This is a genomic window from Mesobacillus foraminis (assembly GCF_004340465.1).
Classification (GTDB): domain Bacteria; phylum Bacillota; class Bacilli; order Bacillales; family Cytobacillaceae; genus Mesobacillus_B; species Mesobacillus_B foraminis.
Window position 1 is genome coordinate 58,978 of record NZ_SLVV01000016.1, and the last position, 25,013, is coordinate 83,990.

Consider the following 25,013-nt stretch of genomic DNA (forward strand, 5'->3'; position numbering starts at 1 on the left):
TAAAATACCTAGGGGGCATATAGTATGAAATCTCGTGTTAATAAGAAGGCGATTCCTTTAATCGCGACAACGCTTCTTGCAACCACCGCTTTTACCACTCAAACCATTTTAAATGATGGAAGTGAGCAAAAAGCAGAAGCACAAGGATTGTCAAAGGAAGAAGCCAAAAAGAGCAGTCCTAGTTGGCTTGCCGGTGACCACCATATACATAGCGAATGGAGTGTTGGCTGGGACAACTCTACGAACCCACCAACTCCTATCCGGGGCGGAGATGCCATCTATCCAACCGTAAAGAATGCAGAGAATGCCAAGAAATATGGACTTGACTGGATGGTTACAACGGATCATGGAGGCCCTAACCATTCGAAGGTAAACCTGGAACAGGCCTATCCTGAATTGCTTAAGTCACGTCAAGCCGTTCCTGAAGTCCTTCAATTCTATGGAATGGAGTTTGATACACCAGCTGCTGACCATAGTTCATTGATCATCCCTAAAGGGGACGATGAATCTCAGACCCTTTATGACATTGAAAGTAAGTTTAATAAGCGAGAACCTTACCCGAATGATGGAAGCCGTGATACTGAGTCCAAGATGATCGAGGCCCTTAATTATATGAAGCAAATGGACGAGCCTCCAATTCATATTGCCCACCACCCCTCTCGATCTGCGTCTGGTGAAGCCCAGTGGGGTCAAACAACTCCACAGGAATTCCGTAATTGGAACGATACAGCACCTAATATCTCCATTGGAATGGAAGGGGCTCCAGGCCACCAGGCCGGGGCGATAAATCCCGATGGTACTCTTGACCCTAATGGTGCACGCGGCGGATATAGTAACGTAAACGCCCCGACAATGGGTGGATTTGACCAGATGACCGCTAAAGTTGGCGGTTTATGGGATTCCATGCTCGGGGAAGGAAGACACTGGTGGATTACCTCTACTTCCGACTCACATGTCAACTGGCGTGATGGCGGTAGCGATTTCTGGCCAGGTGAGTATTCTAAAACGTACGTTAAGGCAGAGAAAAACTACGAAGACATTATGGAGAACCTTCGTAACGGAAAAGTATTCGTTGCAACAGGCGACATTATTTCAGAACTGGATGTAAAAGTTCAAGCTGGGGGCAAATCGCCTTGGTATTCCAAATCAAAAGGGAATTCTGCCACGATTGGTGAAACTCTTACGTTACCAGGAAAGAAATCCAAGGATGTAAAAGTTACCGTTCGCATCAAGGATCCAAACGCGGCGAACTCCAATGGAGATAAACCAGAAGTAAAACGTGTCGACCTGATTGTGGGTGAAGTGACTGGGAAAGTGGAAGATCGCTCAACTGCCACTAATCCGACAACGAAGGTGGTCAAACGTTTCACAGAGAAGGACTGGAAGCAAAAAGGGGAATATATTGAGATTTCCTATACGTTGAAAGATGTTGCGAAAGACAGTTATATCCGTTTGCGAGGAACAAATACGGACCAGTTAGAACCTGTAAATGATCCGAAGGGAGAAAACCCATGGAAAGACCTTTGGTTCTACTCTAACCCAGTGTTCATCAAGTCTTCTAAGTAACTGAAATAGACGGGAATATGGCGAGGAGATTAACACTCCTCGTCTTTCCTAATTTTTCACAACAGAGAAATCGACCGACGAAATGGAGTGTATCCAATGAAAAAGCTATGTTTCTTAATGATGCTAGTATTGATTTCCATTGCCTCTTTACAATCCCCCTCAGTGTACGCTCATACGAATAACAGCGAAGGTTATTCCCTCATTGAGGTGAACGGCAACAACCTTGATTATGAATTGAAGCTTGATCTTACCGAACTTGGTCATTCAATGCAAAAAGAAATGGATGAAAAGCAATCATTCGATTCGAAAATCGTTCAGGATTACATCAATACCCATATTAACCTTTATGCGGATAGTGTAAAGGTTGAAGGTACCATAAAAAAAACCGAGGTTGAAACCATTAACAACCGACAGTTTGCGGTGATTAACCTTAACTACAATATCGATGACACACCTCAGAAGCTGATTCTTGACTACAACATGTTTTTGGATGATTCCGATCCAAGCCATGCGAACTTTGCAACAGTCAAATTAGATGGAAAACAGCAAGAAAAAATCCTTACTTATGAATCACGTGAGCTTGAGATCGGGGAAGCAACCTTCCTTCAAGCTTCGCAACAGTTTTTGTTGCTTGGCTTAGAACACATCTTTACTGGATATGATCATATCCTGTTTGTGATAAGCCTATTATTTGGAGCTAAAACGATTCGTAACATCTTCTCCTTAGTCACAGCTTTTACGATAGCGCATAGTATTACCCTGGCACTTGCAACATTGGAGATTGTACAATTACCAGGTAGGTTTGTAGAATCGGCGATTGCCTTAAGCATAATTTATGTAGCACTTATTAATATTTTTAACTCTGACTCTAAACACCAGCCATGGCTCGCGTTCGCTTTTGGTCTTATCCATGGTTTCGGTTTTGCAGGTATTCTTTCTGAGATGAGACTGGATGGAAACCATCTCTTTACTTCCTTGTTGTCTTTCAATATAGGTATTGAAATAGGACAACTTTTAATCGTGTCCTTGGTGTTCCCAATCATCCTGTGGTTAAAGAAATTAACCTTTAAACCGATTAAATGGGTCATCCCTGGAGCTTCTACCGCCATATTGATTTTTGGACTTGTTTGGTTTATTGAAAGGGCGTTTTAGGCCTAATAAGGCTTTGGGTTTCAGCTTGAGTTTAAATGAATAAAAAAAATGAAGGGCCATCTCTAAAGGATGTCCCTTCATTTCTTATAAGAATAGTCGATTCAGGCCTAAATAGAGACTGATGATAAACAGCAGCTAAATAAAACAGGATTTGCCCGTATGACAATACCCACGAGTTCACATAATCATTAACATCCACTACCATGGTCATAACCCAGAATCCTGTACCTAGAATGATTAACATACAGACAGCTGCAAAAGGTGAGAACCACTTAATAAAAGCATTCCAGTTAAGAGGATCCTTTGCAAACCATGCAACATGGAGAAATAACCGCGAGAAAATGCAAGCTGTGAGCCACCCATCCACTCCATAGGGATAAGGAAGCCACATGGCTGGCATAGCCTACTGCTAATACCATGACAAATAACCAAAAGGCCCCATAGAACGAGTAAGCTCGCTTTTGGTAAGGTCCGGTATGATTAGCGGGCTGTTCCCGTGCTCGATGGAAAGTTTACATAGCGTTTCCCTGAACGGAAGGGTATCCCCTTCCCTCAACAAGGTTTCTTCCTTGTTTAAAACCTTAACAATTTCGTTCATCTTCAAGTCAATTTTTAGCAATGAAGAGTGTATTTATATCGAGGAGGCGGCTCATGACCTTCAGGATGCTGTCCGCCGCTTCATCAAAGTTCTTAAAATCCTTTGGTTCATATGTATATGAAGGCTTTTCCATAGTGTAATCCCTCTCTAGTTGATAACTTCTTTTATCTACCCTATTTTTCTCTTAATGAAACCGGAACACCCTAACAATTCTTATAATTTTTTTACTGTGAGAGGTACTAAACAGAAGGCTAGGTCTTTTTTGAGAATTATCACCCTCCCGCCCCTTGTTTAGAGCAATTAATATAAATTAATGGCAATTTAATTAAAAAAGGGTTGTATTGTTATCGAATAGTGTAAGCCTTTTCATTTACAATTACCTCTAAGCCTTGCTGCTGAATTTAATTAAAGAAATAGAACAATTACCTTCAATATATTTTACTTTATCAAGTAAGCTTGTATCTTGGATTATAATTTCATCAAGCAGCTCTTTACCACACCACTAACGGGAACTGGGTTACCGAGTTTCCTTTATATTGAACTACGTCGTAGACAATATAACTTAAAGTGCCATTGGGTTTGTAAAAGCCGTACTATTCTTGACTTCCGCGCGGTTCCCGTGAAGTAATGTCCTTGGAGTCAATAAACCACTACTCCCTGTCAGCATGGATTCTGGTTTTACTAATAAAATGCCTAAGGTACATGTTTATTTAAGATTAACAGCATTAAGGCTCAATATCATAGAAAACAAATAGGAAACCCAGAATGGTTTCCAGTAATGGATCATTTATTTTCGTGAGAACTACTAATGCTCACCTTCTAGTTTCCTTCTCCCCTTTTCCTCCTTCCTGAATTCATGATACATTTTCATCAATGCCCTTTTTTCAATACGGGAAACATAGCTGCGCGAGATTCCAAGTTCCTTTGAGAGCACATCCTGCGTCTTCTCTTTCTGACCACCGAGCCCAAACCGGCTTATTATGACTTCTTTTTCTCGGGGATCCAAAACCTCTAGATACTTGTTCACTTTTTCAAGTTCTAGGTTCAGTTGAATGGTATCCAGGACATCGGCAGACTCGGATTTGAGGATATCCATAAGGGATATTTCATTTCCTTCCTGGTCCTGACCGATTGCGTCATTGAGGGAAACGTCTTTCTTTGTCTTCTTGGATGAACGTAATGACATCAGGATCTCATTTTCAATGCAGCGTGAAGCATAGGTGGATAGCTTCGTCCCTTTCCCATGAGAGAAGCTTTCGACGGCCTTAATTAGGCCTATTGTGCCGATAGAGATCAAATCCTCAGATTCTATAACAGTATTTTCAAACTTTTTCGCGATATGCGCCACCAGCCGCAGATTATGTTCAATGAGCATCTTTCTGGCATGATCATCTCCTTCAGCCATCAGCTGTAAGTATTTTCTCTCATCATCAGAGGATAAAGGCTGTGGGAATGCATTGTTTTTGACAAAGGAAACGAGAAAGATTATTTCCTTCACAAAATATCCAAGTGCTGCCAAAATACCTGACACATTTCCACTCCCTCCCGTTAGGACTTTCCCCCCCATTATTGATGTTTATGAAGAGACAGCGGTAATTTTGTATGTCCTAAGTAATCTTTGGGATTATTTATCTAGATAGGGATATGATTTTCTGCCTTCCCCTACAACTTACCCCCTACGAACCAATTAAAGAAGGCACAGGAACCTCCTGCGCCTTCTCATTATTAATCATTTATTCCTGGGCTTCCACAATTCCCTTGAAGCTCCGCCTTTTCCCCTTTGATGATGTAGGTGAGGAAATAACATAGCTAATCACCTTTCATTTTTTCCGTTCCAGATGGTTACTTTTTCACGAATTACCTGAAATCCATATAAAAGAAGCGATTTTAGAAAAAAAAGGATAGATAATTGATATTTTTTCAAACGTACTAACGAAGCTATTCCAAGGTCTTTCAGCATATCCACAAACTTATAGGTGAAAACCGTATCAACCGCAAGGTTCAGAAGCAGATACCACTTGAATTTCCCATAAGTTAATCTCAAAATCCAAATAGAACCAATCAAAAATGGTCCCCAAGTTAATGGAAATCCTCCTGATAACTTTGGGTGAATTTTAACATAATACCACCACCATTTTCGCTTTTTAGCCAGTCTACCCTCCAACCAAACAATAATGGCCATTAACATACTAGTAGGCAAGAAGCGTTTAATCACTTTTTTCCCAAGCAAAGGAATCGTCAGCCAGGATAAAACCATCATCGCTGGCAATAATGCCTTCGCCATTTTTAAATTTTTCATATGCAACCTCCAATCCATCAAGAATAATTTCCCCACAATAGGGAATTTTATGAAAGGCAACAAATCAATCCATCAGGAAAAGAGGGCTGAAGTGCCTTCTTTTTCCATTTCATTCAATCATTCTAAAAGATATAATCATACTGGTTGGGGGAAATAATGCTCCTGACTTTTTTATTAAGCCTTTGTGTTTGTTCCAAAAAACCATCAATAAAATCCACTGATGCCCCCATTTTATATCCTCCTTCCACCTATGAAACCATTAAAAAAGCGCAGGAAGGCTCCTGCACTTTCTCGTTTGATCTCTATCGCCCATTTATTCCTGGGCTTTAACAACTTCCTGAAGTTCCACCTTTTCCCCTTTGATAATGTAGGTGAGGAAATAGGTTTCGCCCTCCTGCAATTCATTCCAAAGCTTTTCATCAGCTACCTTGATTTTGATGGACTCTCTTTCTAGTTTCTCTGGATCATAACCTGATACCCAATACCCGCCAGCTGATCCTTTACTCGAAACCTTGAAGGATGAAGTGATATCGGAATAGATTGGTTTCGGGTAGGCCGAATAAATGATCCCAGTCAACACCAGCAACCCGATCGCCCATAGGAATGCCTTCTTTCCTCTTTTCATGCTCCACCACCTCAACCTTTTTTATCATGAATCCTTTTAACGAGAACAGCAATAGAAACCAGGCAAACGGTGTTGATCACTTCCATGAAAGGATTGAGCTTATTGAGAAACAGATAGATGATATCCAATAAAAACACCCCTTAAGGTCCTCGAACTTCGTTCTGGGGAGCACTGTCTTCGCACCGAGGCTATGTCCTCCTAAAAACGAAGCAAATGATGTGTTCATCCTTATGTTATGAAGCATTTTCCAAAAACAGAGCAAAAGAAAAACACACCATAATGAGAGAAGTGCTGTGCAATATTATGTAGTAGGTATATTGTTAGATAGATAATAATTCTTTAAAGAACTCCTGTTCCTTCAAAAAGCACACGACTAAATGAATTTAGATTAATACAAATAAAAGGCTCTAAGTGAGCCTCTCAATTAGGATGTAGCTTTATGGGTCTGGTTTCTCATCAAATACGTTATTATCAAGATACCTATGGAAGAACCACTCTCCTATTCCTACCACAACGGCTGAGAGGATTGCTGCATTAATAAGGTCATTTTCCCCTACAAAAATGTCCCTTCCCATTAAATATATTACAGCAAGGGTTAGAACAGCATCGAACAGAGCTCCAATTATATTTCTTTTTGTGTAATCATCATCATCCCCTGCATTTCGGAATATTAGCAAATAACCCAGAACATATTCAAGAACCGTTAGGACGATACTAATAAATGTATCACTAAATTCTGCATTGAAAATTCCAGAACAGCTGTAATCTCACTAGTTTAATGACCAGTGCTTTTAAATGGTCCATTATAGTACCACCTTGTTTGGATACCAAACATATACCCGGGTAATTAAGGTTTACATTGGTTTCTTAAATTTCTTATCTGGTCAATGTCCTTCCTCAGCCCTAAATAGCTGGATTACTATTTTCCTTTAAATTTTAAGTTTAAAGTTTATCCCTTTTTCATAAAGGGTATATAATTATTTTATAAATCACCTATATTTTAACCTCATGCTACGTTTTAAATTTTGATTTATATTGTTAATAATGAATTCAAGGGGAGTAAGCATAATGAAATCCATCCAAAGCATAAGTCAAGAAATAAAGAAATATATTGATGAAAACGATCAATCGTTTGAGCATAGCTTACTTTCCGAAGCAGTAAATGTCTCGTCAAAGATTACGGATATATTAGAAAAAGGAAACATCAATTTATTAATAAATGCTAGAAGATTGATCTATTATGTAATGGATCAAAGAGAAGAAGAACTAAAATCTTTCGCGGAAGCAGAAGGCATTGCTTGGGCGGAGCACTCATTAACACTGGCGTTGAAATTAGAGTGGGTTCAAGCGATAAGAAGAACTTTATGGCAGATTGTAAGTATCCTCGACGAGACAAAAAATCTTACCGCAGATCATAAGGATTTTTATGAATTGGAAGCATTGATCAATGATAAGATTGACCAGTTCCTAAACACTTTTTTCATTAGCTACTCCAAATATAAGGATACAATGTTCTTAAAACAGAGGGAAGTGGTGGAGCATTTGTCTGTTCCAATTATTCCTGTTAGCGAATATGTGTCCGTTTTGCCACTAATTGGTTCAATAGACTCCTTCAGGATCAAAATCATTGAGGAAAAAGTATTGAATGATATAGGTGTTTCAAGAATCCAAACACTAGTTATAGACCTTTCGGGTATAGCTATGATGGAAAAGGATGTGATTGACCATTTTGAAAAAGTATTGGCGGGGGTTTCTATGATGGGATGCAAAGCGATCCTAACGGGACTTCGGCCTGACCTTGTAAGAAAAATGGTGCACGCTGGGATCCGTTTCGAAAAAAATGCTGAAACAAAAGGGACACTCCAAGAAACCTTAAGAAGATACCTTTGAAGACGAATGACGGTTAAAGCCGCCTCTTTTGAAAAAACAAATTTTTTATATGTAACAAAATCATTTTAGAGAACCAATTATTTAAAGCACGTCCATTGATACCAACAAATATAAGAGTGACTGCTAAGTGGGCAAGCAGCGGGTTTAGTTTAAGATTCAACATTATGCCCCTTTTGTTTAATAAGATGAAGTTACGTATCTTGGGTTCTATTATCTGATAGTCTAGATGTTGTATTTATTGATATTAGCTTATTTATTTCAGAAATAAAAACAGCAACTTAGGGTATGTTAGTAATAACGTTGAATAACAACATCAGTTTATTCAGCAAAAAGTCACCCTCCCTTACCCGGGTGGCTTTTTAACTTTTATGGACAGCTGCAAGATATCTCCTATCGGACTGTAGGGTCCATTCCTCCTTCAACTAAACTTCCACGTTAGCTTGAGAATCAACTAAATAATAAGCTGACCTATGCACCCGTTTGTGTTTTACAATATACTCGTAATGCGAATTAGTGCTCAGGTATAGAACTAAATAATAGGTGGACATAATGGATACGATAAACCCACTCTTTATGCGCTTTTCGGTATGAAGGAAATTAAAAAATTTAAGGTGATAAGATTGAACAGTTCTTTTCCTTCATTTGAAGATGTACAAAAGGCTAGAGTGAAATTTAATGACATAGCCTATAAACATTGGGTTCATGATGATTTATTCACATGGAAATGGTACTTATTATTAGTCCTGTCGATATTACCTTGGATTGTTTGGTGGATTGTTGTTGATAAGAAACGACTAAATGAAATAGTTCTATATGGTTCGTTAATAACAATTGGGACTTATACCTTAGACAATATTGGAACCGATTTAATATGGTGGGAATATCCCACTAAACTTTTTCAAATGATACCTCCTTTATTACCAGCTGATCTTTCATTAATTCCATGCTCAATGATGTTAATATATCAATGGTCAAAGAACTGGCGATCCTTTTTATTGTTTAATTTTTTGCTATCGCTGTTTTGTACTTATATTGGAGAGCCCTTATTTATCTGGTTGGACTATTACGAATTAAAGGACTGGAAACTAATCTACTCTTTACTTTTTTATAATATAGGCGGAATGCTTGCCAGGTGGTTAGTTCTAAAAATATTTTCAGTAAGCGAAAAGTAATTTTTGTACAAAGTCATGTTAGAATTTACTTGGTCGAGGGAAAGGAAGCTCTCGGCTTTTTTTATTTTATTTACTCTTGCCTTTTGGTTAATTCGCATTTTGGTTCAATTCCGGCATAAGATCAGTAAAACTTTCACCCCTCTCATGCATCTAACCTGCCCCGCGTTAAATTAAGTGTCTTTCTTACATTCTGTAGTATCAAAATAAAAAGATGGAATCATTACCGATCCCATCCCAAAAAATTCATCCACTCAATTCCAACCCACGAACGATGGGATGCAAAGCAGTCCAGCTTTTGTTAAATTCCTCAATTTCACCCTACACCTGATAGGGTCGATAAAAATCGTCAGGTTCTCCGGCGGGAACGAACTCCGGGCATCTGCAGTCTTCTTCATGATGTTTATTACTCACTTGTTCCATCCTTTCCTGCTGAATTATGAATCTTCCAATCTTGGCAAATGTGGCTGAATGCAAGGATGAACCCGGAAGATTCCCCACATCCCCTGTTCAATATCCCAGCGGATATTTCCGGAACGGTACAGGTAATCCCCAGGAAAATTAAACGTGCCACCTGCCCCTCCAATCAGAGGCAAGTCTTGTGCATCACCAGCAACCATATGTCCAACATAAGAAACAATTCTAGAATCAACATCCCTAGGGTCAAATTTCCAATTATGACCATGAAGATGGAAGGTATGAGCTCTTCGGCGTTCAGAAGGAATGGTCAACCTAATGAATACAGGTTCTCCCGGATAGGCCTCGAATACGGGTGTTGCCGGGTCCCCAAAAACCTTTGAGCTGAATAAGTCTGCCAGTACCGGATGTTCCCGATAACGATTGATGAGCCTCTCTGAACGATAATTGAAACCGCGTGAACCAAAATCATAGGTATCAACTTCATCATCTAGGTCTGCTTGCGGGATGACACCTGCCAGCGGATCAATAATGACGTGACCATTTTTATCCTCAAGACGGACTCCGTCATGCATGACGAGAACAAACTCCCTGAATCGGCCGAAAAGCGGGTGTTCAATGACGGCACTCGTCCCTGTCCTGATGGGCTGAAGTGTGTGGGGGTCCAGGTAGTTTGAAGTAAATCGGGGTTCTGCAATAAATGCCCCAAATGCCCCGAAGGATCGGTGATTCCGCAGGTCTGCCACATCCCACATCGCACATGTCCCGACATTGGAAAACACATACCAACGATACGTGATTCTTTCCCCTGGTCCTACTGTCTGGTCTGGATTGAAGCCTACTGTATTCCCGCTGGATGTCCTTACATCATAATCAAGCAAATTAGGATGAAGTGAAATCCTTAATGAAGGCGGGTAGAATGCCTGTTCTTTTACCGGCGGATAAGGATGAATGCCATCCTGGAATGGAAACTTTTCAAATTCCAACATGCTGGTCAAAGTGACTTCAACAAGATCACCTTGGTTTCCCCTCAATACCAAAGGTTCTGGGTTTTTTCTTCCGCACAGGATGTCTTCAACATCTTCCTCCAAAGCAAACACAATTCCAAAAGGATCATGGTCTCCATACTTGTTATAAACAATTGGAGTCTGAATAGCGACAACAGAGTATCTCCGTATCGGTGCATTAAGCGGTGCCAGAGGCGGCAGGCTGCATAGGGGATCAGCAAGCTTAGGAGGTTTGCCCGTCACTTTTGGCAGCGGTTGCGTCCTTGGAGGAGGAAGCGGCCGGTCCGTGAGCGGAATCAAATCAGGCACCTCTTCATCAAATGCCCTGATCAGCCCCCACGTCCCAAGCCATACATCTTCTTCATCTTCAAAGGCATACAAATAATCTCCTGCCCTTGGAATCTCCATTTCCAGTGTGAAAGATTCCGATATGCCAATATGATGCTGTGAAGTCAAGATGGAATCATTATCAGGACGTTCCAACGGCCATCTTAATCCATGAAGGTTAAAGGCATGAGATTCTTCATGTGATCCCTGAAGCAGGCGGATTCTGATTGGATCTCCTTCATAGGCCATCAATATTGGGGTGACCGGGTCGCCACTGACATACGAACTAAAGGAATAGGCAGGATCACAGTCCTCTCCTAGCCTGAACTGAAGCGGTTCATTTTTATAGTTCACTGCAAAGACACCTGGGTCTTCCGATGATCCAGGAAAGGGTGGAGGCTGGATGGGACAGCCATTTTTATCAAATAGAAAAGCGAAGTCCTGGATGAATAATGAAAAATCGCGATAGTCAGGAATTAGTGGATTTTGTACCGTCACCTGGGTACCATGAAAAACCTCCTCTCCCGTCCTTGAATCAAACGTGCGTGAAAAACGCGGCTGAATTACACTTGTTCCAAATACTCCATGCTGCTGGTGAGACACTGGAAACAGATGGTCGTGAAAGAAGAAGGCCTTTAATTCCGTATCGGCATACCACTCATACCGGATGGTCTCACCAGGCAGGACTGAACTGTCATAGTTCCACCCTACACTTGCACCGTCTGCTACGAGGATATCGAATTTGACAAAGTGGACATGGAAGGCATTCTCATAGGTTCTGGTAACAAGCTGAAAAGCGTCACCATCGAGAATATGTGGAAGTCTATTGGTAAAATTCATCCGGATGCAAGAGCTTGCAGGGATATGAAGCGTTAGTGGTTCCGGTTCCTTTCTCCCTGAGAGGACATCGTCGATTTCTTCGTCCAGTACATAGATTCTTCCCTTTGGATCATACCAGCCCTGCCGGTTATAGATGATGGGGAGCTCTATCAGAGAAACATTGAACTCAACCACGACTGGATTTCCAAGGCAGGCGTCCACAAAAACTGCTCCCGGCCGTGCATTGGGTACCGCTGCATTCCTTTCCAGCTCTGTCATTTCCCTGCCGCCAACAATTCCAAGAGGTGGCCTAGGCGCTTTGCAGCCGACCTTCCCTGGAATAAAGTTGGGGAATCCTGGTCGTTCCGGTGTAGGTTTAGGCGGGCAAGGACGGTCCGGCAAAGGCTGGAGCGCCGCAATTGGGATACCATTGGGATAGCATTGGCTTCCATCCTGCAGGGTATCGAAGATTCGGTTAATCCCCCACATTCCTGCTTCAAAATGTGGATACAAATGACAGTGGATAATGGCATCCCCAATCGAACCAGGCAGGCTTCCAAGCCCATACAGTGGCCAGACATCATAATGGCTTTGCGGGCTGATGGCCTGAGCATCAACCACTTCGGAACGTTCATTGGAAGGATCCCTCAGCCATTGATGAGCATGATAGTGGAATACATGCGTTTCCTTGGCTGCTCCATGAATTAAGCGAATAACTGCAGGGTCGCCTCTGTACCCGCGAAGTATGGGAGTTGCCGGATCGCCAAACACCCATGAATCATGGTGAACTTCCTCTCCGTCCAGCTCCGGGCTGACGATCCCTTCTTCAATTAATCGTTTTCGGTTTCCGAGAGGCTCAAAACGATAATTGACTCCATGGAAGGATTCAGCTTCTTGATTGGTAACCGGATTGAGCGGTCGGTTGCCTGTTAAATCATTCACCTCCATTTCATCATTAAAAAACCAGGCATATTCCCGAAAAGAGGGTAAAAAAGGATTATGGATATCGGCAAATACTCCACTTTCGATCGGACCGCCTGTTACGGGATCCGTCCACCAGGAGCCCCGCCTTTCCACAATAAGCGTACCAAAAAGACCTTGTAAGCTTGAGCCTTGCTCTGTACTTGAGACATTTCCCATGTCAGTGAAGAAATGAATCCCCTCTGTAGTCGCATGAATGGTGTAAAGAACTGTTTCCCCGCATTCCGCCAGGGAACTGGGGTTAAACCCGGCATTCGATCCGTCCGATGTCCGCGGGTCATAGTCCGACTCCTGAAAATGCATCCCAGTGGCAAATGGCAGCTGATTCTCGAACAAAATCTCCACAACGTCTCCCTCATTGGCCCGTATGGTCAGTGGCTGTACCAGCTCAACAGGGGTAAATGGATTTTGTCTGACCAACTTTTTTACCTTCTCTTCATTTTCCTTTAATACATACATTCGTCCATCCGGATTATGGTCACCAAAATTATTCACAACAATCCGGATGGGGATGGCGACCACATGAAAGCGTCTAATCATAATGACTCCTCCATTCTATAGGTCATCTCTCAACTCAGGGATGCAAGGTCCATCAGGCGTCTCGATATAAAACACCTCAATATTATGGATATGGATAAACCAGTTTCGATTCTCCAATTGGCTGAAGTGAGTCGTTTCAACACATAATTCCACCATATCTTCCATCACATCAATAATTTCTCCGATAAACATAAAAGGATAGGATGGGGTTAGGAGAAATGCTCTTCGGCCTATGTTTTCAGTGAAATGATTAACCAATGCCGTATCGTGTATCCGGTTTATATCAACTGACTGTGAGTTTAGGTTTGAGTTAGGAGTAACCATATAAAAAACCTCCTCTTATTGTCTAAACCAGCGGGAACCTCATATTGCAATCGAAGTTCGTGGTGAATTGAGCTATTCTTTCAAGTGGTATGGATAAAGGTGTTGGAAATTTCAGTTCCCATTGCTCCAGGAAAGTCTCTTCTTCAAACACCTGCGTTACCTCGGGCATGGAGTACCAGGTTATTACCGTAAAATACGTTCTTCCCACCTCGATCTTTTCCCAGTCGGGCTTTCCCCTTACGATGATCGTTCCACTTGTGTTTGCATACACAAATCCGCCTCGATTGTGTATTTTCCATCTTTTTTGGATTTTCCTGTGACCACAACATCATTAGTTGAACTGGTCTGATAAGTCTCTTCGCGCTTGAAGGAAAGATAGGAAGAAAAGAGCAATACACCAATAAAAAGAAAAGTGAGCCACCTTTTCATTCCTTCACATCCTAAACATGCTTCTCTTTCTCAGCGTATCTTGGAACTGCAAATGCAGATCAAAGAAACTTCTTGACTCCAGTTGGTTATCTCCTTAAAACAATTGGAATTCCGCTACCTAATATCGATTTTATGAGGCAGAACAAAAATACAACCACATTAATTTTATTCTTTTGTCCAAATCATTCCCCTTCCTTAATTCTTCGGGGGGAGGATGAAAGTGAGGATCTATGTAGTTGGAATGAGACCAAAATCAAATATTGAATGCGGTTAGCCTCCATGTGAATAAAATTCAGGAAAGGGGGTACACAAAGCATTCACAAGAAGCTATGTAAAGGTAAGGGGGAGGCTAATGAAAACGCAAAGGAAGTATGCTTGGCCTGTTTTCCTGTTCTTCTTTTTCGTTGCTGCCTGGACGGTCATCGGTCAGTTAAGCTTTTATTCCCAGCCAACTGACGATGAGGCAGGAATGGTCGATGTTTACAACGTGTATTATGTGCTGGAGATCCAGAAGTTCTTAGGGATAGGGAATCACGACCTCAATAGTAGAGTCCAAGAAAACCTAGAGGAAAAAGGAATGACCGACCTAGAAGAAATCATGCTTTCCCCATTGCCGGCCATTTGGTTTTTAACTCGGGTTCTTCAGGAAAAGCCATCTGACATTCAGGCAAAGGAATTCACTTCCTTCGTCCTCTCCCTCCAGCAGGATAATGGGATGTTCGTCAACGAAAACGGTGAGGAACTCCAGGAAGGGGAAAATATAACCCCGTATCTCTTTTCAACAAAGTTGGCTATCGAAATTCTGAACCGTTACGAGGAGCCTATCCCAAAACAAAAAGAACTCATCCAAGCAATTACTGACCGGTTGGATAACCGACTTGATTACGGAAAAGACATGATCCTGGATGGGAATAACTTGCTGATTCTTGAAATCCTAGTGCATCTCGATCCTGAAGCTAAAATTTTACAAAGGGCCAGGGAGACTATCTCGATGGACATGATTCAGGTTTCCTTTTTAAAGGAAAACTTCTCCTTGGGAGAGTGGACCACACTTAAAGGGATTGCTGATATCCTTCACCCTGGCAAGCCTTTTAACAAGGTGATCCAGAGCCATGTAGAAACCCAACTAAAAGATTTGCAGCTCAAAAATGGGGCATTCCGATTCCCCGAATCCCAGGAACCTGCCATCCTTTCGACTTACCTTGCCATTCTCCTGATGAAGGAATGGGAAATAGACATTCCAAAAAAGGAGAACATTTTAGAGTATACGGATGAAATAGCCGAGGCTAGCTTCTAAATGAAAGGGCTAAATACTCAACTATTTGCCCCCTCACTGAACGAAACACATATTAGGGTACAGAGAACCATTCCGTTCCGCAATGAAAGGGTCCCTTTGAAAAAAAGGACCCTTTCATTGGGATAAACCTTATCTTTGAGGAAGGTTGTAACTTCAACTAATTACTAATATATTTTTCACAGTGATTTTGAGCTCTTTGCGAAGCGATACTGCCATCGCTTACAGCAGTCACAATGTTCTGCTGAAGTGTTAGACTTTCAGGAAGTTATTACATGGATGATGGAAAATCCAAGTCGTTATTGGACTGCCATTTGGGAAGGGGTACTACATCAGGAATAACTTCCCTAATTAACATGTATTCCCCCATCTAAGCATTTAAAGTCATAGCATTTTTTCGCTTACTGGACTTTAATCCCTAACTTAAGGATAGGTCTAGATGGCCCTATAAACGTAAGATAAGGTGTAACTTTAATATCATCAAACCACAGACCGCATCAGTTTGGACGAGCATTATGTATGCATTGTTAATAGTTTAATATTAAACGTCAAAAACTAAACTTTTAATATTAAACAGTCATGTTTACCCTTAAACCGATACCGATTTAAGGGTAAATTTGAAGACCTAGGTAAGAAAGAGTCTAAACCCCACGAATAATGCTAATTCCTGGCGTATTTGTCTCGGTGGAAGGTAAGGCTCGGGATATACTAAATTAGCTATGAGAAAGTTGTTCCTTTTTAACTAAACTGTACTGTTAGTAATAATAAGGAAAAAGCGATGCTTCCTTAGAGCATCGCAACTAAGTCGTGAATATAAAATTATAGATAGGGATCATCGTAAAATAACTAATTTAATTTATGATTTTATTATCCTTACTATATATGGTGATACGGTAAGGATCACTTCCAACCTTTGTTTTCATTTTATCCGATTTAAGGAAGTCATCAATGATTTTTTCAAGCAGTTGGGCAAAGTCTTTAGCGTTCTCATGTGAACTTGGTAAGGAGATAAACGCTTGAATCTCTGGTTCTGGATAGACGGAATATCCAACCATTCTAACTTTATACTCCTCTTTCCCTAATAGATCATCCTCAACAATATGAAGGATTTCCATCCATCTTCTATCCTGTTCCCTTTTTTCCATATCTATTTTCTTTATTTTTAATGGGAGGGGGTCGATTTTATTGGCTTGAAGAATATCATTAATCACTTGCTTCATCTCATCGGTCCTGGTCTCTGTATTAGGAATTTCAATCAATAGTTTCTTGGGATTATATTCCATACCTAGAGATAACACGTTAAAATCCCGTCTTTTTAACTCTTCGGTAACTGCAGGATGGAGGATGTCGTATTCCTGGCTAAATTGTTTTATTTTTTTTTCTTCCTTGGGATCGACGTCGATTTTACGTTCCTTATACTGGCTCACTTTTAATGTGTAGGCGTCATAATTCCTTGATTGTAAAACATCTCTCGCAATCTTTTCTACATCAGCCTTAACGGAATTATAATATTTTTCCGAGCCCTCGATTCCAATCATAATTTCCTTTTCAGGAAAGGATACACCTGCTCCAGCAGTTTTGTAACCTTTTGCCCTGAGTTCTTCGGATATGACCACAACAACATCATCTTTATTTTCAAAAATTTGGCCCAAGTATGGAATTTTGGATACGATCTTTGCCATCGCAGGGGAAACGAAGGCTGAACCAATTAGGAAGCAAAATACAAGAACCGCTGCGCTGAAAGTGTACACTACTTTCTTACCGTATCCTCGCTGCGTCTTTCTACCTCTTCTAAGGCCAAGTTCAATCGCTTGATCCAATCTTTCTTCAGGGATATTTATTTTATCCACCTCTTTTTTTACGTTGCCGGATAAATAATCATTCATCAGATACACTCCTCTTTTAAATCCGATTTCAATTGATTAATGGCTCTATGTAGTCGGGTTTTCACCGTTCCTTCGGGACAATTCAAAATTTCAGCAATTTGTTTTATGGAGAGGTCCTTGTAATATCTCAAAATAATCACTGTTTTATAATGCACTTCCAATCGTCCAATTGCTTCTACTAAATCCAATTTTTCTTCAATTCGCAGGCTCTGATTGTCCCCAAATACTTCAACATCACTAAAGGGAATCAACCGGTTATTTTTCTTAATAAAATCCAATGTAGTATTTACTAAGATTCGTGATATCCAAGTAGAAAAATACTGAGGCTCTTTTAGTTGTTTGATGGATATAAAAGCTTTGTAAATTGTATCTTGAACAATATCCAGGGCATCACTCTCATTTTTTACGTATAAATAAGCCATACGAAAGAGTTTATTCTTTTCATTTTGAATCAACTCCTGGAAGGCCTTTTCATTTCCTTTTTTCGCCTTGTTGATCTTTATTTCATCAATGGACATTTACTCACCTCTTTTTCTAACCGTTAGACAATTGATACTACAAAAACGTTTCATCAAATGTAAATAAATTTACCCCTTACGTATGAGTCATAACTATTCACAGGTAAATGACAGACCAATTCAAAACGAATTATGAAAATGGTGTCCTGACTCTTAACAAGGAAAAGCGATGCTTATCAGTAGCAGCCAAGGCTTAAACTGTTGTACCTATTACTTTAAGTGCATTTTTTCAAAAATTAAATAAAGCGAATGCTCCTTTAAGAACAATCGCTTTAAAATGAGTGATTGATACCCTATTTGATTTACATAAGTAAGCTAAATATAAAAATTAGGTGATTGGGTTTTATTCGATTTTACTGCCTCTCTGACAACTTTGCTAATTTGGGCTCTGCTTCTCGGCCATTAAACTGAGGAAGTTTAAATACATTGTTTCACAAACTTAAGTGTATTAGAGGAATGATGCTCCTTTTGCTCAATAAGTAGTTCAACAATAAAGGATTTATTCCCGCTGGACCCTATTTTCTTCGCTTTGACGGACGATCTCGTCAACGACGTGCTCGATCGGTGCGGTGGCGTCGATTATAATACCGCTTTTTGGAATGTCTTCTTTCGTTTGGTGCAATCGCACAATGAGTTCCCGCTCCGTTTTCTTGCCGCCCCACTCATTTTCCGGTCGCTGGTTTAGCCGCCGGTTCAATGTGTCAAGGTCGACCTCGAGGACAAACACGCCGTCAAATAGATCTATAAATTTCGAAAAGTTCCTAGAACCACCGCAGAAGAATGTTACAGCCTCATTGTGGTTGGCGACTAGTGCTTTTACTTTGTATACATGCCAAATGTGGTGCTCGTGCGTGCAGCCATCCATCAGTTTACCAGTTTCTGGATTACCTTGATAAGCCAATTCACGGTCACCATTAATGGCATGGTAGCCGCGCCGCTGCAATTCTTTGCAGACCGTAGTTTTGCCGGTGCAGGAAACGCCTTCAATCAAATAATTCCTAATACCCATGGCTAGCCCCTCCATTAATGTTGTTAAACTGCCCCTTTAGTATAATAAGAAAAAGCTGCATTCATGGGCAGCTGGATCTTCATTATAAGCCTCCGTAAGATGAGCAAGTCGCTTAATCTCCATGAACACATTTTTCTCGAACTATGCAGCAGATTCTGCACAGAACAGTTATAGGTTTATCAATTTACTTAGAAGTCTAAACTGGATAATAAAATGTGGAGAGAGCAATCATTATGTATCTTTTATTAGTGGTCGTTACTTATATTGTATTTGCCTATTTCTTTGTTGATTGGAAGAACTGGAATAAGTATTATCCTACAATCCAATTCTTTATCATTTGTAACTTGCTTTATAATTTTTTATTTTATAACCATACTCTTTGGAGATATCATGCATTAACAGTAGACTGGTTAAATCATACTCTTATCGATCTGACTTTTTCATTTATCATTGTGCCAGTCGTTATTATGATCTTTTTAAGGTATTATCCTAAAGGAAAAAAACGATTTTTCTATATGGGAATATGGATAACTTACTTTACCATCCTTGAATATCTGTTCTATAAAAAGGGGCTTTTCATATACGAAAATGATTGGAATCTTTTTTGGTCTGGTGTCTTTAATTTAATTCTTTTTACTATGGTTCGAATTCATTATAAAAGCCCTGTCACAGCTCTAATTGTATCGATCCCTTTAATTGCATTCCTATTAGTTTTGTTCCACCCTCCTCTAAATAGTTTAAAATAATTGCCAGGTGATTATATGACAACTGAGCCAATACCAACACCCGTTTTTTTTATTCTGTTGTTCATCATTTATCTATTGATGTGGATTTATCTTTTTAGAAATAAAAATTAATATTTGTCTTATGCACACTTTAGTTCAAATTCGAATAGATGAAATTTTATCTACCTTATTCCACAAATGCCCGTTACCGGAGCCACCTTAAATGGCAGCTAGATTTTCTAAATACACTCGTTAACTCCAAAAGAATTACAATAAAAATGGCGTTGATCAAGTTTAATTATTTTCGCTTTCAATTAATTCTATAATAACATCAGAAAAAACATCCACTGCCCATATTCTTCTATATATTTTCAAATCCCCCAATTTGTATTATCACAGAGTTATTTATAAGGTCTTCATTGTTTAACATCTTTTCTAACAACTCAATAAAAGCTGGTTCCATTTTAGATATGAGGAATAAATTGAACTATTTCAATAAAATTCTCCTCTATTATAACGGTATATAAACAGTTATGAGTTCTAACTTCATTTTAATATTTTATTCTCCTGTATCCAGATCCACCAATATCTGATCCAGCGCTCTTTTTGCCAGAGTAACAAATTGTGGGTTTGTTAGTCGATAGTATGGAATGATAAGTACTGCCTGGTGAAGTGCATACCCTCGAGCCCGAAGCCATGTATCTTTGTCGGCATGAATTATGGAATTTTGAAAGACTTTTCGCCCTTTGGTGTTGAATATACTCCAAGCAGGTATTAGGTCAAACGCCGGGTCTCCAATTCCCACTGAACCAAAGTCGATGACCGCAGCTAAACGTCCCGAATGAACCAAAAGATTTGTTCTAAGTAAATCAGCATGTATCCATACTGCATGACCGTTCCAGACAGAAGCTTTACATGACTCTTCCCATGCAGCTAATACTCTGTCTCTGTCCAGCAAATCATCTGCCTCATCAATACATTCTAATGTTCTTTTATTTAACTCAAGCAAAGGTGATCTCCCTGCCCTGGGCGCATCAGAAGGCACATCAATTGAGTGCATCTCATTTACAAAATCCGCCAAGTCTTTTGCAACTTCTCTTTCATCATGAATTAACTCATCAGAATAGTTATTTCCCTCTATCCATTTGTATAAAGCCCAGTTCACAGGGTACGAGGCATTGGGTTGTCCTATAGCAATAGGTTCGGGTATCTTAAGGGTCAAGTGGGGAGCAAGATATGGAATCCATCTCCACTCTTTTTCTATATCTGCCCACTCCATAACCCTGGGTAGGCGAATATAAAGCTCTTGCCCCAGCCTGTAAACATGATTTACCGTTCCAACTGAATTCACTGGAGTTATCGGTAATATAGAGAATTCAGGGAACTGCTCATTGATTAAGCCTCTAACTATACTTAGATTAACATCCAATTCATTGTCATGCATTCTGCTCATATTTCCACCTACTATCTTATCTTATATTTTTCCAAGTTCCCTTCTTTACAAATAACAAATTTTTATCCATTTAGTAAACCTTGATCGTACCTCAGGAATGTAAAAAGGTCATCCTTTCAACGTAGGATGGCTTTTTTGCATGGTTTCGGTATCGAACCACTATGCAAAAAACTTCGAGTTCCCCCACTTGTATTCTTGGAAAAGGAAGGTTAGTTGGCATAAACATTTATAGTTAATATCAGTATTAAGCTATTTATTGAAAAATGTTAATAAACTATGAGCTGGTTTAGTTGAAGAAGTAAAAAGCAGCTTATATAGTATAATCGCGCCCAATTATTAAAGATACTTTGTCTCATTTGAATTACTCATTAGCACACGTGTTTGTTATTACTGCGGCTACTCCACTGGGACACTTACATTAAAATTAACCCCGAACTTGTCCTTTACCATCCCGTACAAGGGGCTGAAATCCGTCTTATGAAGGGGTATAACGACTTGGCCGCCGTCTTCCAAAGCAGCGAAGATTTCTCTCGCTCTTGCCTCTTCCTTGGGATGGATTGCAATCTGAATCGAATTGCCTGGCTGATAATGCATGCCTGCAAACGTATCGGAGAACATGAGATCCGCGTCTCCGACTTTCAAGTGTGCATGCATAATGCGATTCTTCATGTTATCCGTCAACGGATGATTCGGGTCAGCTGGCATATCTCCGTAGGTCATGATGCCCATCACTTTCCCGCCAAGCACTTTCTCGTAAAAATGGACCGCTTCTCTCGCGTTTCCGTCAAAAAACAAATACGGGTTCAAACTAATTGACACCATTCAACAACTCCTTTGGAATAATTTAGGACCACTTCATTCATGATACATTAATATTTCAGCTTGCGTAAGCTGAACTAACCCACTAGATAACCTGCACCTTTACTAGAACTAGAAATAAAAGCAGCAGGTACAACCTTTTGTGAACTCAAGCACTGGTTAATTTAATATAATTTGCTTCACAAAGAAATAGAGGAAAATCAATCAAAACATCGTAATACCTTAAAGCATGTTGAATCAAAATGGGATTAGTCCAACTCCTTAAAATCCGAACGAATACTTCTCCTTTTAACTAAACGCTCCTCTTATCACGCATACCTCAGCTTCCTAAAGATTGCGAGGTAACAAGTTTAGCCATGCTTCTCCATTATTACGATGTAAAAGTCAGCAAAATGGAGTATGGGATATCTCTCGGTAATCCATATTACGGCTTTGTAGAGAATATGAATTCCTTAATAACCCAGGTTGGGATTATCATGAACCGATTGGCAGAAATTGCTAAGGAGTATTTAGGAGAGCATGTATCAGAACTCACTGGCGGCACTTTCGATGAGATTTTAAATCACGTTTGATCACATACACAATGTAACAAGAGTTAGATAGCTCTTATTTTCAAACCTGGCATACAAAACAAGGTGCTATAGATCACAAAGAAGGAACACTCGGTTTAGTATGATGAAAACTATACCCACTTTAACGACCCTGACTGTTGAATTGAAAGTTATTCATTAATCCATCGAAAAAATTCTTAAATTAAACATAAATGCCTAAACCCTGGGTATTCTAGGGAAGACGTTGTGATAACATCTAATTAAAAGCCTTTTCCCCTTGCCCAATAGGTGGCTTTTTATCTTTAATTGGTTTGGTGTCATTTTTTAGAGTCATCCTACCCTATAGGATGGCTTCTTTTTGTACCTTTGTTTAAAGAATTGGTTATTCAATTAATGCCCTTACATAAATGGGAATTATCACATATAGTATATAGTATCCGTTATGAATACCCTCAATGGGACAATTTTTTTAAAACTAACCTTGCATTAGGGGAGGGTTGGTTTTTTTATATCGGCGTTATTTCCTAATCCTTGAAGACATCGACACGTTTACAAAAGAAAACCGCATTGCTATTTGCGGTTTGGGAATAGAGGATTATATGTCTACTCAAGATATGGTATTTTGAATCATTGGGTGACAGCATAGAGTTAATTACCTAGCCCTAACATGCGGATTCCAGTAGTTAACTCTCAATGGAGGCGATGCTTACTTTCTGCTGCCTTTAATCATTCACACGAGCAATAACCTTTTGAATGTATTCTTCTTATAGTGTTAATAGTTTTTGAGCCACTATATACCCCGACCCACCATTGACCCCATGTCCGGGCCAAGTTGCGGCCCCGAGCATATACACATTTGGAATTGCTGTCTGATGCCCCGGTTGCCCTGGTAATGGTCTCAAGAGATAACTCTGACCTAAATCATGTGCACCTCCATACGGATCCCCCGGGCCAGCATTTGGGTTATACTTAGCAATTGTGTCTGGGGTGACCACGTATTTTCCAATGACAGCGCTTGGAATGTTTGGTATATGCTTCCTGACCACGCTTAGCACTCGCTCTGTAAAACGCTCTGTCAAATCATGAGACCATGTCCCATCTCCCACATCGATGAGATTTGCAGCATCCCCGCTTGGCCTAATAGGTACTTCCAGCACTTGAATACGCATAATGGCTTTTCCTGACGGTGCCCGCGTAGGATCAAGATTTGTCGAACAATCTACTGTAAAGGTCGGATTTGCCGGAAGCAGATTAGCTGCAGCTTGGGCAATGGCTAAGGTAAATCCGTCTAGCCCATCTGTTAGATGGGGCTGACCGACACGGTTAAACCGCTTATCGGGCCAGTTTGGCGGCTCACTCAGAGCTAAATGGATTTGCACACAGCCCTTGCCGTATCGATATTGTTTTGCTAGCGCGCGCAGTGGTGGTGATATTTCGGTATCGGCTAATAGCGAGAGATACAGCTGGTCAGGGGTGGTTGAGGCTACGACCGCCTGTTTGGCACGGTATTTTTTTCCCTTTGAGGCCTTTACACCAACTGCTCTACCATCTTCCACTAAAATCCTCTCGACATGAATCCCTGTAAGAATTTCCCCGCCTTGGTCCGTGATTAGCTGTGCTAATGCTTGAACTAACTTTTCACTGCCGCCCTCAGGTATTGGCATTCCGCCGCCCATCAATGCCATCACGGTGAGAGGCACCCAAATTCCACTTCCTACCTCATCCGGTGTGCGGCCAAGATGAGTAACCCATGAAGCAAGCATCGCCCTCGTCACAGGTGACTGAAGTGAACTTACCGTATTACGGGCCGTTGAAACCAACGATGCTGCAAATGGTGAATAACCAACTCCGCCTTCTTGATGAAGTAAACGCTGGATGATAGGTGAAGCTTCTGCACTGGAAAGATCCATGTTAAATAACCCAAAAACATCGTTTACATAAGGACTCAACTGTTCAAACATCCCTGCGAGCGCTGTGCCGTCACCAGGTACCAACCGTTCCACCTCAGCGATGAGCCCCTCAAAGGAAGAGGGAAGGACCGCTGTTCGTCCGTCTTCCATCGAAACGCCAGTCGGCAGGTCTGTATTTAAATAGCGAAGACCGCGTGCTTCTAAGTCCTCTCTCAACTCAGCGTACGCTGGTCCGGATATAAAGAGCGGATGAGCAGCAGCATAGCCATCGTGCTTGAAACCTGGCAGTGTCAGCTCTTCTGTGCGGAGAAATCCTCCTGGACGATCATTTTTTTCTAAAACTAGTACACTTCTCCCGGCCCGAGTTAAATAGGCGGCCGTTATTAGCGCATTATGGCCACTGCCAATAATAATTACATCAAATTGATCCATCATCTCTCTCCTTTTACGATATCTACGTAAAAAGATATTATGATTTTTAGATAATAAGTACTAAATTTAAGACGAAATATTTTCAGATGTCTCTACCATTTAATGGTACCACCCTCTCTGGTGAAACCATTTTTTCTAGCGCTGCAGGATTCCGTGAACTTTACAGCTATTAAATCAGAATAAAGAGGCTGGGACAAAACCCTGCTCTGATAATGAAAAAGCCGGTGAAATTTACGACGAGTAAATTTCACCGGCTTTGATTATTTTTACAAT

At 40.6% G+C, this 25,013-nt stretch carries 24 protein-coding genes; 7 read left to right on the forward strand and 17 right to left on the reverse strand.

Translation table 11 applies throughout. From position 1 onward, the window contains the following. The first annotated feature begins 24 nt into the window (after nucleotides 1–24). Nucleotides 25–1,566, forward strand: a complete 1,542-nt coding sequence (locus EV146_RS24070) for a CehA/McbA family metallohydrolase domain-containing protein (protein ID WP_132011279.1) — start codon at nucleotides 25–27, stop codon at nucleotides 1,564–1,566. Between the two features lie 96 nt (nucleotides 1,567–1,662). Then, nucleotides 1,663–2,718 (forward strand): HupE/UreJ family protein, encoded by a 1,056-nt coding sequence (locus tag EV146_RS24075; RefSeq protein ID WP_132011280.1) that lies wholly within the window; start codon nucleotides 1,663–1,665, stop codon nucleotides 2,716–2,718. Between the two features lie 31 nt (nucleotides 2,719–2,749). On the opposite strand, the gene EV146_RS24080 is transcribed toward EV146_RS24075, so the two are convergent. From EV146_RS24080 to EV146_RS24100, 7 genes are all read right to left on the reverse strand, one after another. After that, nucleotides 2,750–3,118, reverse strand: a complete 369-nt coding sequence (locus tag EV146_RS24080) for a hypothetical protein (RefSeq protein WP_132011281.1) — start codon at nucleotides 3,116–3,118, stop codon at nucleotides 2,750–2,752. A 9-nt stretch (nucleotides 3,119–3,127) separates the two neighbouring features. Then, nucleotides 3,128–3,337, reverse strand: a complete 210-nt coding sequence (locus EV146_RS27325) for a hypothetical protein (RefSeq protein WP_199232715.1) — start codon at nucleotides 3,335–3,337, stop codon at nucleotides 3,128–3,130. Then, the gene (locus EV146_RS28275; RefSeq protein ID WP_258236055.1) at nucleotides 3,324–3,449 is read right to left on the reverse strand and encodes a hypothetical protein; all 126 of its coding nucleotides are present in this window, start codon (nucleotides 3,447–3,449) and stop codon (nucleotides 3,324–3,326) included. The genes EV146_RS27325 and EV146_RS28275 overlap by 14 nt, the downstream gene beginning before the upstream one ends. A gap of 672 nt (nucleotides 3,450–4,121) precedes the next feature. Further along, the gene (gene sigK / locus EV146_RS24085) at nucleotides 4,122–4,847 is read right to left on the reverse strand and encodes an RNA polymerase sporulation sigma factor SigK (RefSeq protein ID WP_132011282.1); all 726 of its coding nucleotides are present in this window, start codon (nucleotides 4,845–4,847) and stop codon (nucleotides 4,122–4,124) included. Nucleotides 4,848–5,129: 282 nt separating this feature from the next. After that, nucleotides 5,130–5,615, reverse strand: a complete 486-nt coding sequence (locus EV146_RS24090) for a hypothetical protein (RefSeq protein WP_132011283.1) — start codon at nucleotides 5,613–5,615, stop codon at nucleotides 5,130–5,132. 313 nt (nucleotides 5,616–5,928) lie between these two features. Then, nucleotides 5,929–6,240, reverse strand: a complete 312-nt coding sequence (locus EV146_RS24095) for a hypothetical protein (RefSeq protein WP_132011284.1) — start codon at nucleotides 6,238–6,240, stop codon at nucleotides 5,929–5,931. Nucleotides 6,241–6,677: 437 nt separating this feature from the next. Beyond that, nucleotides 6,678–6,989 (reverse strand): DUF2512 family protein, encoded by a 312-nt coding sequence (locus EV146_RS24100; RefSeq protein WP_338419228.1) that lies wholly within the window; start codon nucleotides 6,987–6,989, stop codon nucleotides 6,678–6,680. Between the two features lie 319 nt (nucleotides 6,990–7,308). On the opposite strand from EV146_RS24100, the gene EV146_RS24105 reads away from it, so the two are divergent. Both EV146_RS24105 and EV146_RS24110 read left to right on the forward strand, forming a co-directional pair. Then, nucleotides 7,309–8,130, forward strand: a complete 822-nt coding sequence (locus tag EV146_RS24105; RefSeq protein WP_132011285.1) for an STAS domain-containing protein — start codon at nucleotides 7,309–7,311, stop codon at nucleotides 8,128–8,130. Nucleotides 8,131–8,717: 587 nt separating this feature from the next. Then, nucleotides 8,718–9,302 (forward strand): CBO0543 family protein, encoded by a 585-nt coding sequence (locus EV146_RS24110; RefSeq protein WP_158287208.1) that lies wholly within the window; start codon nucleotides 8,718–8,720, stop codon nucleotides 9,300–9,302. A 434-nt stretch (nucleotides 9,303–9,736) separates the two neighbouring features. Here the strand turns inward: EV146_RS24110 and EV146_RS24115 are convergent, their stop codons facing one another. Genes EV146_RS24115 through EV146_RS24130 form a run of 4 tightly spaced genes read right to left on the reverse strand, consistent with a single transcriptional unit; the run spans nucleotide 9,737 to nucleotide 14,143 of the window. Beyond that, nucleotides 9,737–13,390, reverse strand: a complete 3,654-nt coding sequence (locus EV146_RS24115; RefSeq protein ID WP_132011287.1) for a multicopper oxidase domain-containing protein — start codon at nucleotides 13,388–13,390, stop codon at nucleotides 9,737–9,739. A gap of 15 nt (nucleotides 13,391–13,405) precedes the next feature. Continuing rightward, complete coding sequence (locus EV146_RS24120; RefSeq protein WP_132011288.1) at nucleotides 13,406–13,714, reverse strand: hypothetical protein; 309 nt, start codon at nucleotides 13,712–13,714, stop codon at nucleotides 13,406–13,408. 22 nt (nucleotides 13,715–13,736) lie between these two features. After that, a complete protein-coding gene (locus EV146_RS24125) occupies nucleotides 13,737–13,922 on the reverse strand; it encodes a hypothetical protein (RefSeq protein ID WP_132011289.1) in 186 nt (61 codons plus the stop codon). A gap of 29 nt (nucleotides 13,923–13,951) precedes the next feature. After that, nucleotides 13,952–14,143 (reverse strand): hypothetical protein, encoded by a 192-nt coding sequence (locus EV146_RS24130; protein ID WP_132011290.1) that lies wholly within the window; start codon nucleotides 14,141–14,143, stop codon nucleotides 13,952–13,954. Nucleotides 14,144–14,495: 352 nt separating this feature from the next. Here EV146_RS24130 and EV146_RS24135 point away from each other — a divergent pair, with 352 nt between their 5' ends. After that, the gene (locus EV146_RS24135; RefSeq protein ID WP_132011291.1) at nucleotides 14,496–15,440 is read left to right on the forward strand and encodes a hypothetical protein; all 945 of its coding nucleotides are present in this window, start codon (nucleotides 14,496–14,498) and stop codon (nucleotides 15,438–15,440) included. An 848-nt stretch (nucleotides 15,441–16,288) separates the two neighbouring features. Here EV146_RS24135 and EV146_RS24140 read toward each other — a convergent pair. The 3 genes from EV146_RS24140 to EV146_RS24150 form a co-directional block, all read right to left on the reverse strand. Then, nucleotides 16,289–17,323 (reverse strand): DUF4179 domain-containing protein, encoded by a 1,035-nt coding sequence (locus tag EV146_RS24140; protein WP_132011292.1) that lies wholly within the window; start codon nucleotides 17,321–17,323, stop codon nucleotides 16,289–16,291. After that, entirely contained in the window at nucleotides 17,323–17,841 is a 519-nt protein-coding gene (locus EV146_RS24145; RefSeq protein WP_132011293.1) for a sigma-70 family RNA polymerase sigma factor, read from the reverse strand. The genes EV146_RS24140 and EV146_RS24145 overlap by 1 nt, the downstream gene beginning before the upstream one ends. A 499-nt stretch (nucleotides 17,842–18,340) precedes the next feature. Continuing rightward, entirely contained in the window at nucleotides 18,341–18,850 is a 510-nt protein-coding gene (locus EV146_RS24150; protein WP_132011294.1) for an AAA family ATPase, read from the reverse strand. Between the two features lie 233 nt (nucleotides 18,851–19,083). Here EV146_RS24150 and EV146_RS28340 point away from each other — a divergent pair, with 233 nt between their 5' ends. Beyond that, nucleotides 19,084–19,596 carry a CBO0543 family protein gene (locus EV146_RS28340; protein WP_132011299.1) on the forward strand — a complete coding sequence of 171 codons (513 nt, stop codon included), beginning with the start codon at nucleotides 19,084–19,086 and terminating at the stop codon, nucleotides 19,594–19,596. Between the two features lie 538 nt (nucleotides 19,597–20,134). Here EV146_RS28340 and EV146_RS24160 read toward each other — a convergent pair. Together EV146_RS24160 and EV146_RS24165 are read right to left on the reverse strand one after the other, a co-directional pair. Further along, nucleotides 20,135–21,028 carry an aminoglycoside phosphotransferase family protein gene (locus tag EV146_RS24160; RefSeq protein ID WP_132011295.1) on the reverse strand — a complete coding sequence of 298 codons (894 nt, stop codon included), beginning with the start codon at nucleotides 21,026–21,028 and terminating at the stop codon, nucleotides 20,135–20,137. A 396-nt stretch (nucleotides 21,029–21,424) separates the two neighbouring features. Further along, the gene (locus EV146_RS24165) at nucleotides 21,425–21,847 is read right to left on the reverse strand and encodes a VOC family protein (RefSeq protein ID WP_132011300.1); all 423 of its coding nucleotides are present in this window, start codon (nucleotides 21,845–21,847) and stop codon (nucleotides 21,425–21,427) included. Nucleotides 21,848–22,161: 314 nt separating this feature from the next. On the opposite strand from EV146_RS24165, the gene EV146_RS24170 reads away from it, so the two are divergent. Further along, the gene (locus tag EV146_RS24170; protein WP_132011296.1) at nucleotides 22,162–22,419 is read left to right on the forward strand and encodes a C39 family peptidase; all 258 of its coding nucleotides are present in this window, start codon (nucleotides 22,162–22,164) and stop codon (nucleotides 22,417–22,419) included. Nucleotides 22,420–23,162: 743 nt separating this feature from the next. Here EV146_RS24170 and EV146_RS24175 read toward each other — a convergent pair. Next, nucleotides 23,163–24,743 (reverse strand): phytoene desaturase family protein, encoded by a 1,581-nt coding sequence (locus tag EV146_RS24175; protein ID WP_199232716.1) that lies wholly within the window; start codon nucleotides 24,741–24,743, stop codon nucleotides 23,163–23,165. Nucleotides 24,744–25,013: the final 270 nt, after the last annotated feature.

What these genes read in the sequence shown, in the direction of transcription:
- EV146_RS24120 (WP_132011288.1), bottom strand. Translation starts at nt 13,714, where the DNA reads ATGGTTACTCCTAACTCAAACCTAAACTCACAGTCAGTTGATATAAAC.
- EV146_RS28275 (WP_258236055.1), bottom strand. Translation starts at nt 3,449, where the DNA reads ATGGAAAAGCCTTCATATACATATGAACCAAAGGATTTTAAGAACTTT.
- EV146_RS24175 (WP_199232716.1), bottom strand. Translation starts at nt 24,743, where the DNA reads ATGATGGATCAATTTGATGTAATTATTATTGGCAGTGGCCATAATGCG.
- EV146_RS24160 (WP_132011295.1), bottom strand. Translation starts at nt 21,028, where the DNA reads ATGAGCAGAATGCATGACAATGAATTGGATGTTAATCTAAGTATAGTT.
- EV146_RS24115 (WP_132011287.1), bottom strand. Translation starts at nt 13,390, where the DNA reads ATGATTAGACGCTTTCATGTGGTCGCCATCCCCATCCGGATTGTTGTG.
- EV146_RS24140 (WP_132011292.1), bottom strand. Translation starts at nt 17,323, where the DNA reads ATGAATGATTATTTATCCGGCAACGTAAAAAAAGAGGTGGATAAAATA.
- EV146_RS24090 (WP_132011283.1), bottom strand. Translation starts at nt 5,615, where the DNA reads ATGAAAAATTTAAAAATGGCGAAGGCATTATTGCCAGCGATGATGGTT.
- EV146_RS24135 (WP_132011291.1), top strand. Translation starts at nt 14,496, where the DNA reads ATGAAAACGCAAAGGAAGTATGCTTGGCCTGTTTTCCTGTTCTTCTTT.
- EV146_RS24075 (WP_132011280.1), top strand. Translation starts at nt 1,663, where the DNA reads ATGAAAAAGCTATGTTTCTTAATGATGCTAGTATTGATTTCCATTGCC.
- EV146_RS24080 (WP_132011281.1), bottom strand. Translation starts at nt 3,118, where the DNA reads ATGCCAGCCATGTGGCTTCCTTATCCCTATGGAGTGGATGGGTGGCTC.
- EV146_RS24070 (WP_132011279.1), top strand. Translation starts at nt 25, where the DNA reads ATGAAATCTCGTGTTAATAAGAAGGCGATTCCTTTAATCGCGACAACG.
- EV146_RS24095 (WP_132011284.1), bottom strand. Translation starts at nt 6,240, where the DNA reads ATGAAAAGAGGAAAGAAGGCATTCCTATGGGCGATCGGGTTGCTGGTG.
- EV146_RS24110 (WP_158287208.1), top strand. Translation starts at nt 8,718, where the DNA reads ATGAAGGAAATTAAAAAATTTAAGGTGATAAGATTGAACAGTTCTTTT.
- EV146_RS24105 (WP_132011285.1), top strand. Translation starts at nt 7,309, where the DNA reads ATGAAATCCATCCAAAGCATAAGTCAAGAAATAAAGAAATATATTGAT.
- EV146_RS28340 (WP_132011299.1), top strand. Translation starts at nt 19,084, where the DNA reads ATGTATCTTTTATTAGTGGTCGTTACTTATATTGTATTTGCCTATTTC.
- EV146_RS24145 (WP_132011293.1), bottom strand. Translation starts at nt 17,841, where the DNA reads ATGTCCATTGATGAAATAAAGATCAACAAGGCGAAAAAAGGAAATGAA.
- EV146_RS24130 (WP_132011290.1), bottom strand. Translation starts at nt 14,143, where the DNA reads ATGAAAAGGTGGCTCACTTTTCTTTTTATTGGTGTATTGCTCTTTTCT.
- EV146_RS24150 (WP_132011294.1), bottom strand. Translation starts at nt 18,850, where the DNA reads ATGGGTATTAGGAATTATTTGATTGAAGGCGTTTCCTGCACCGGCAAA.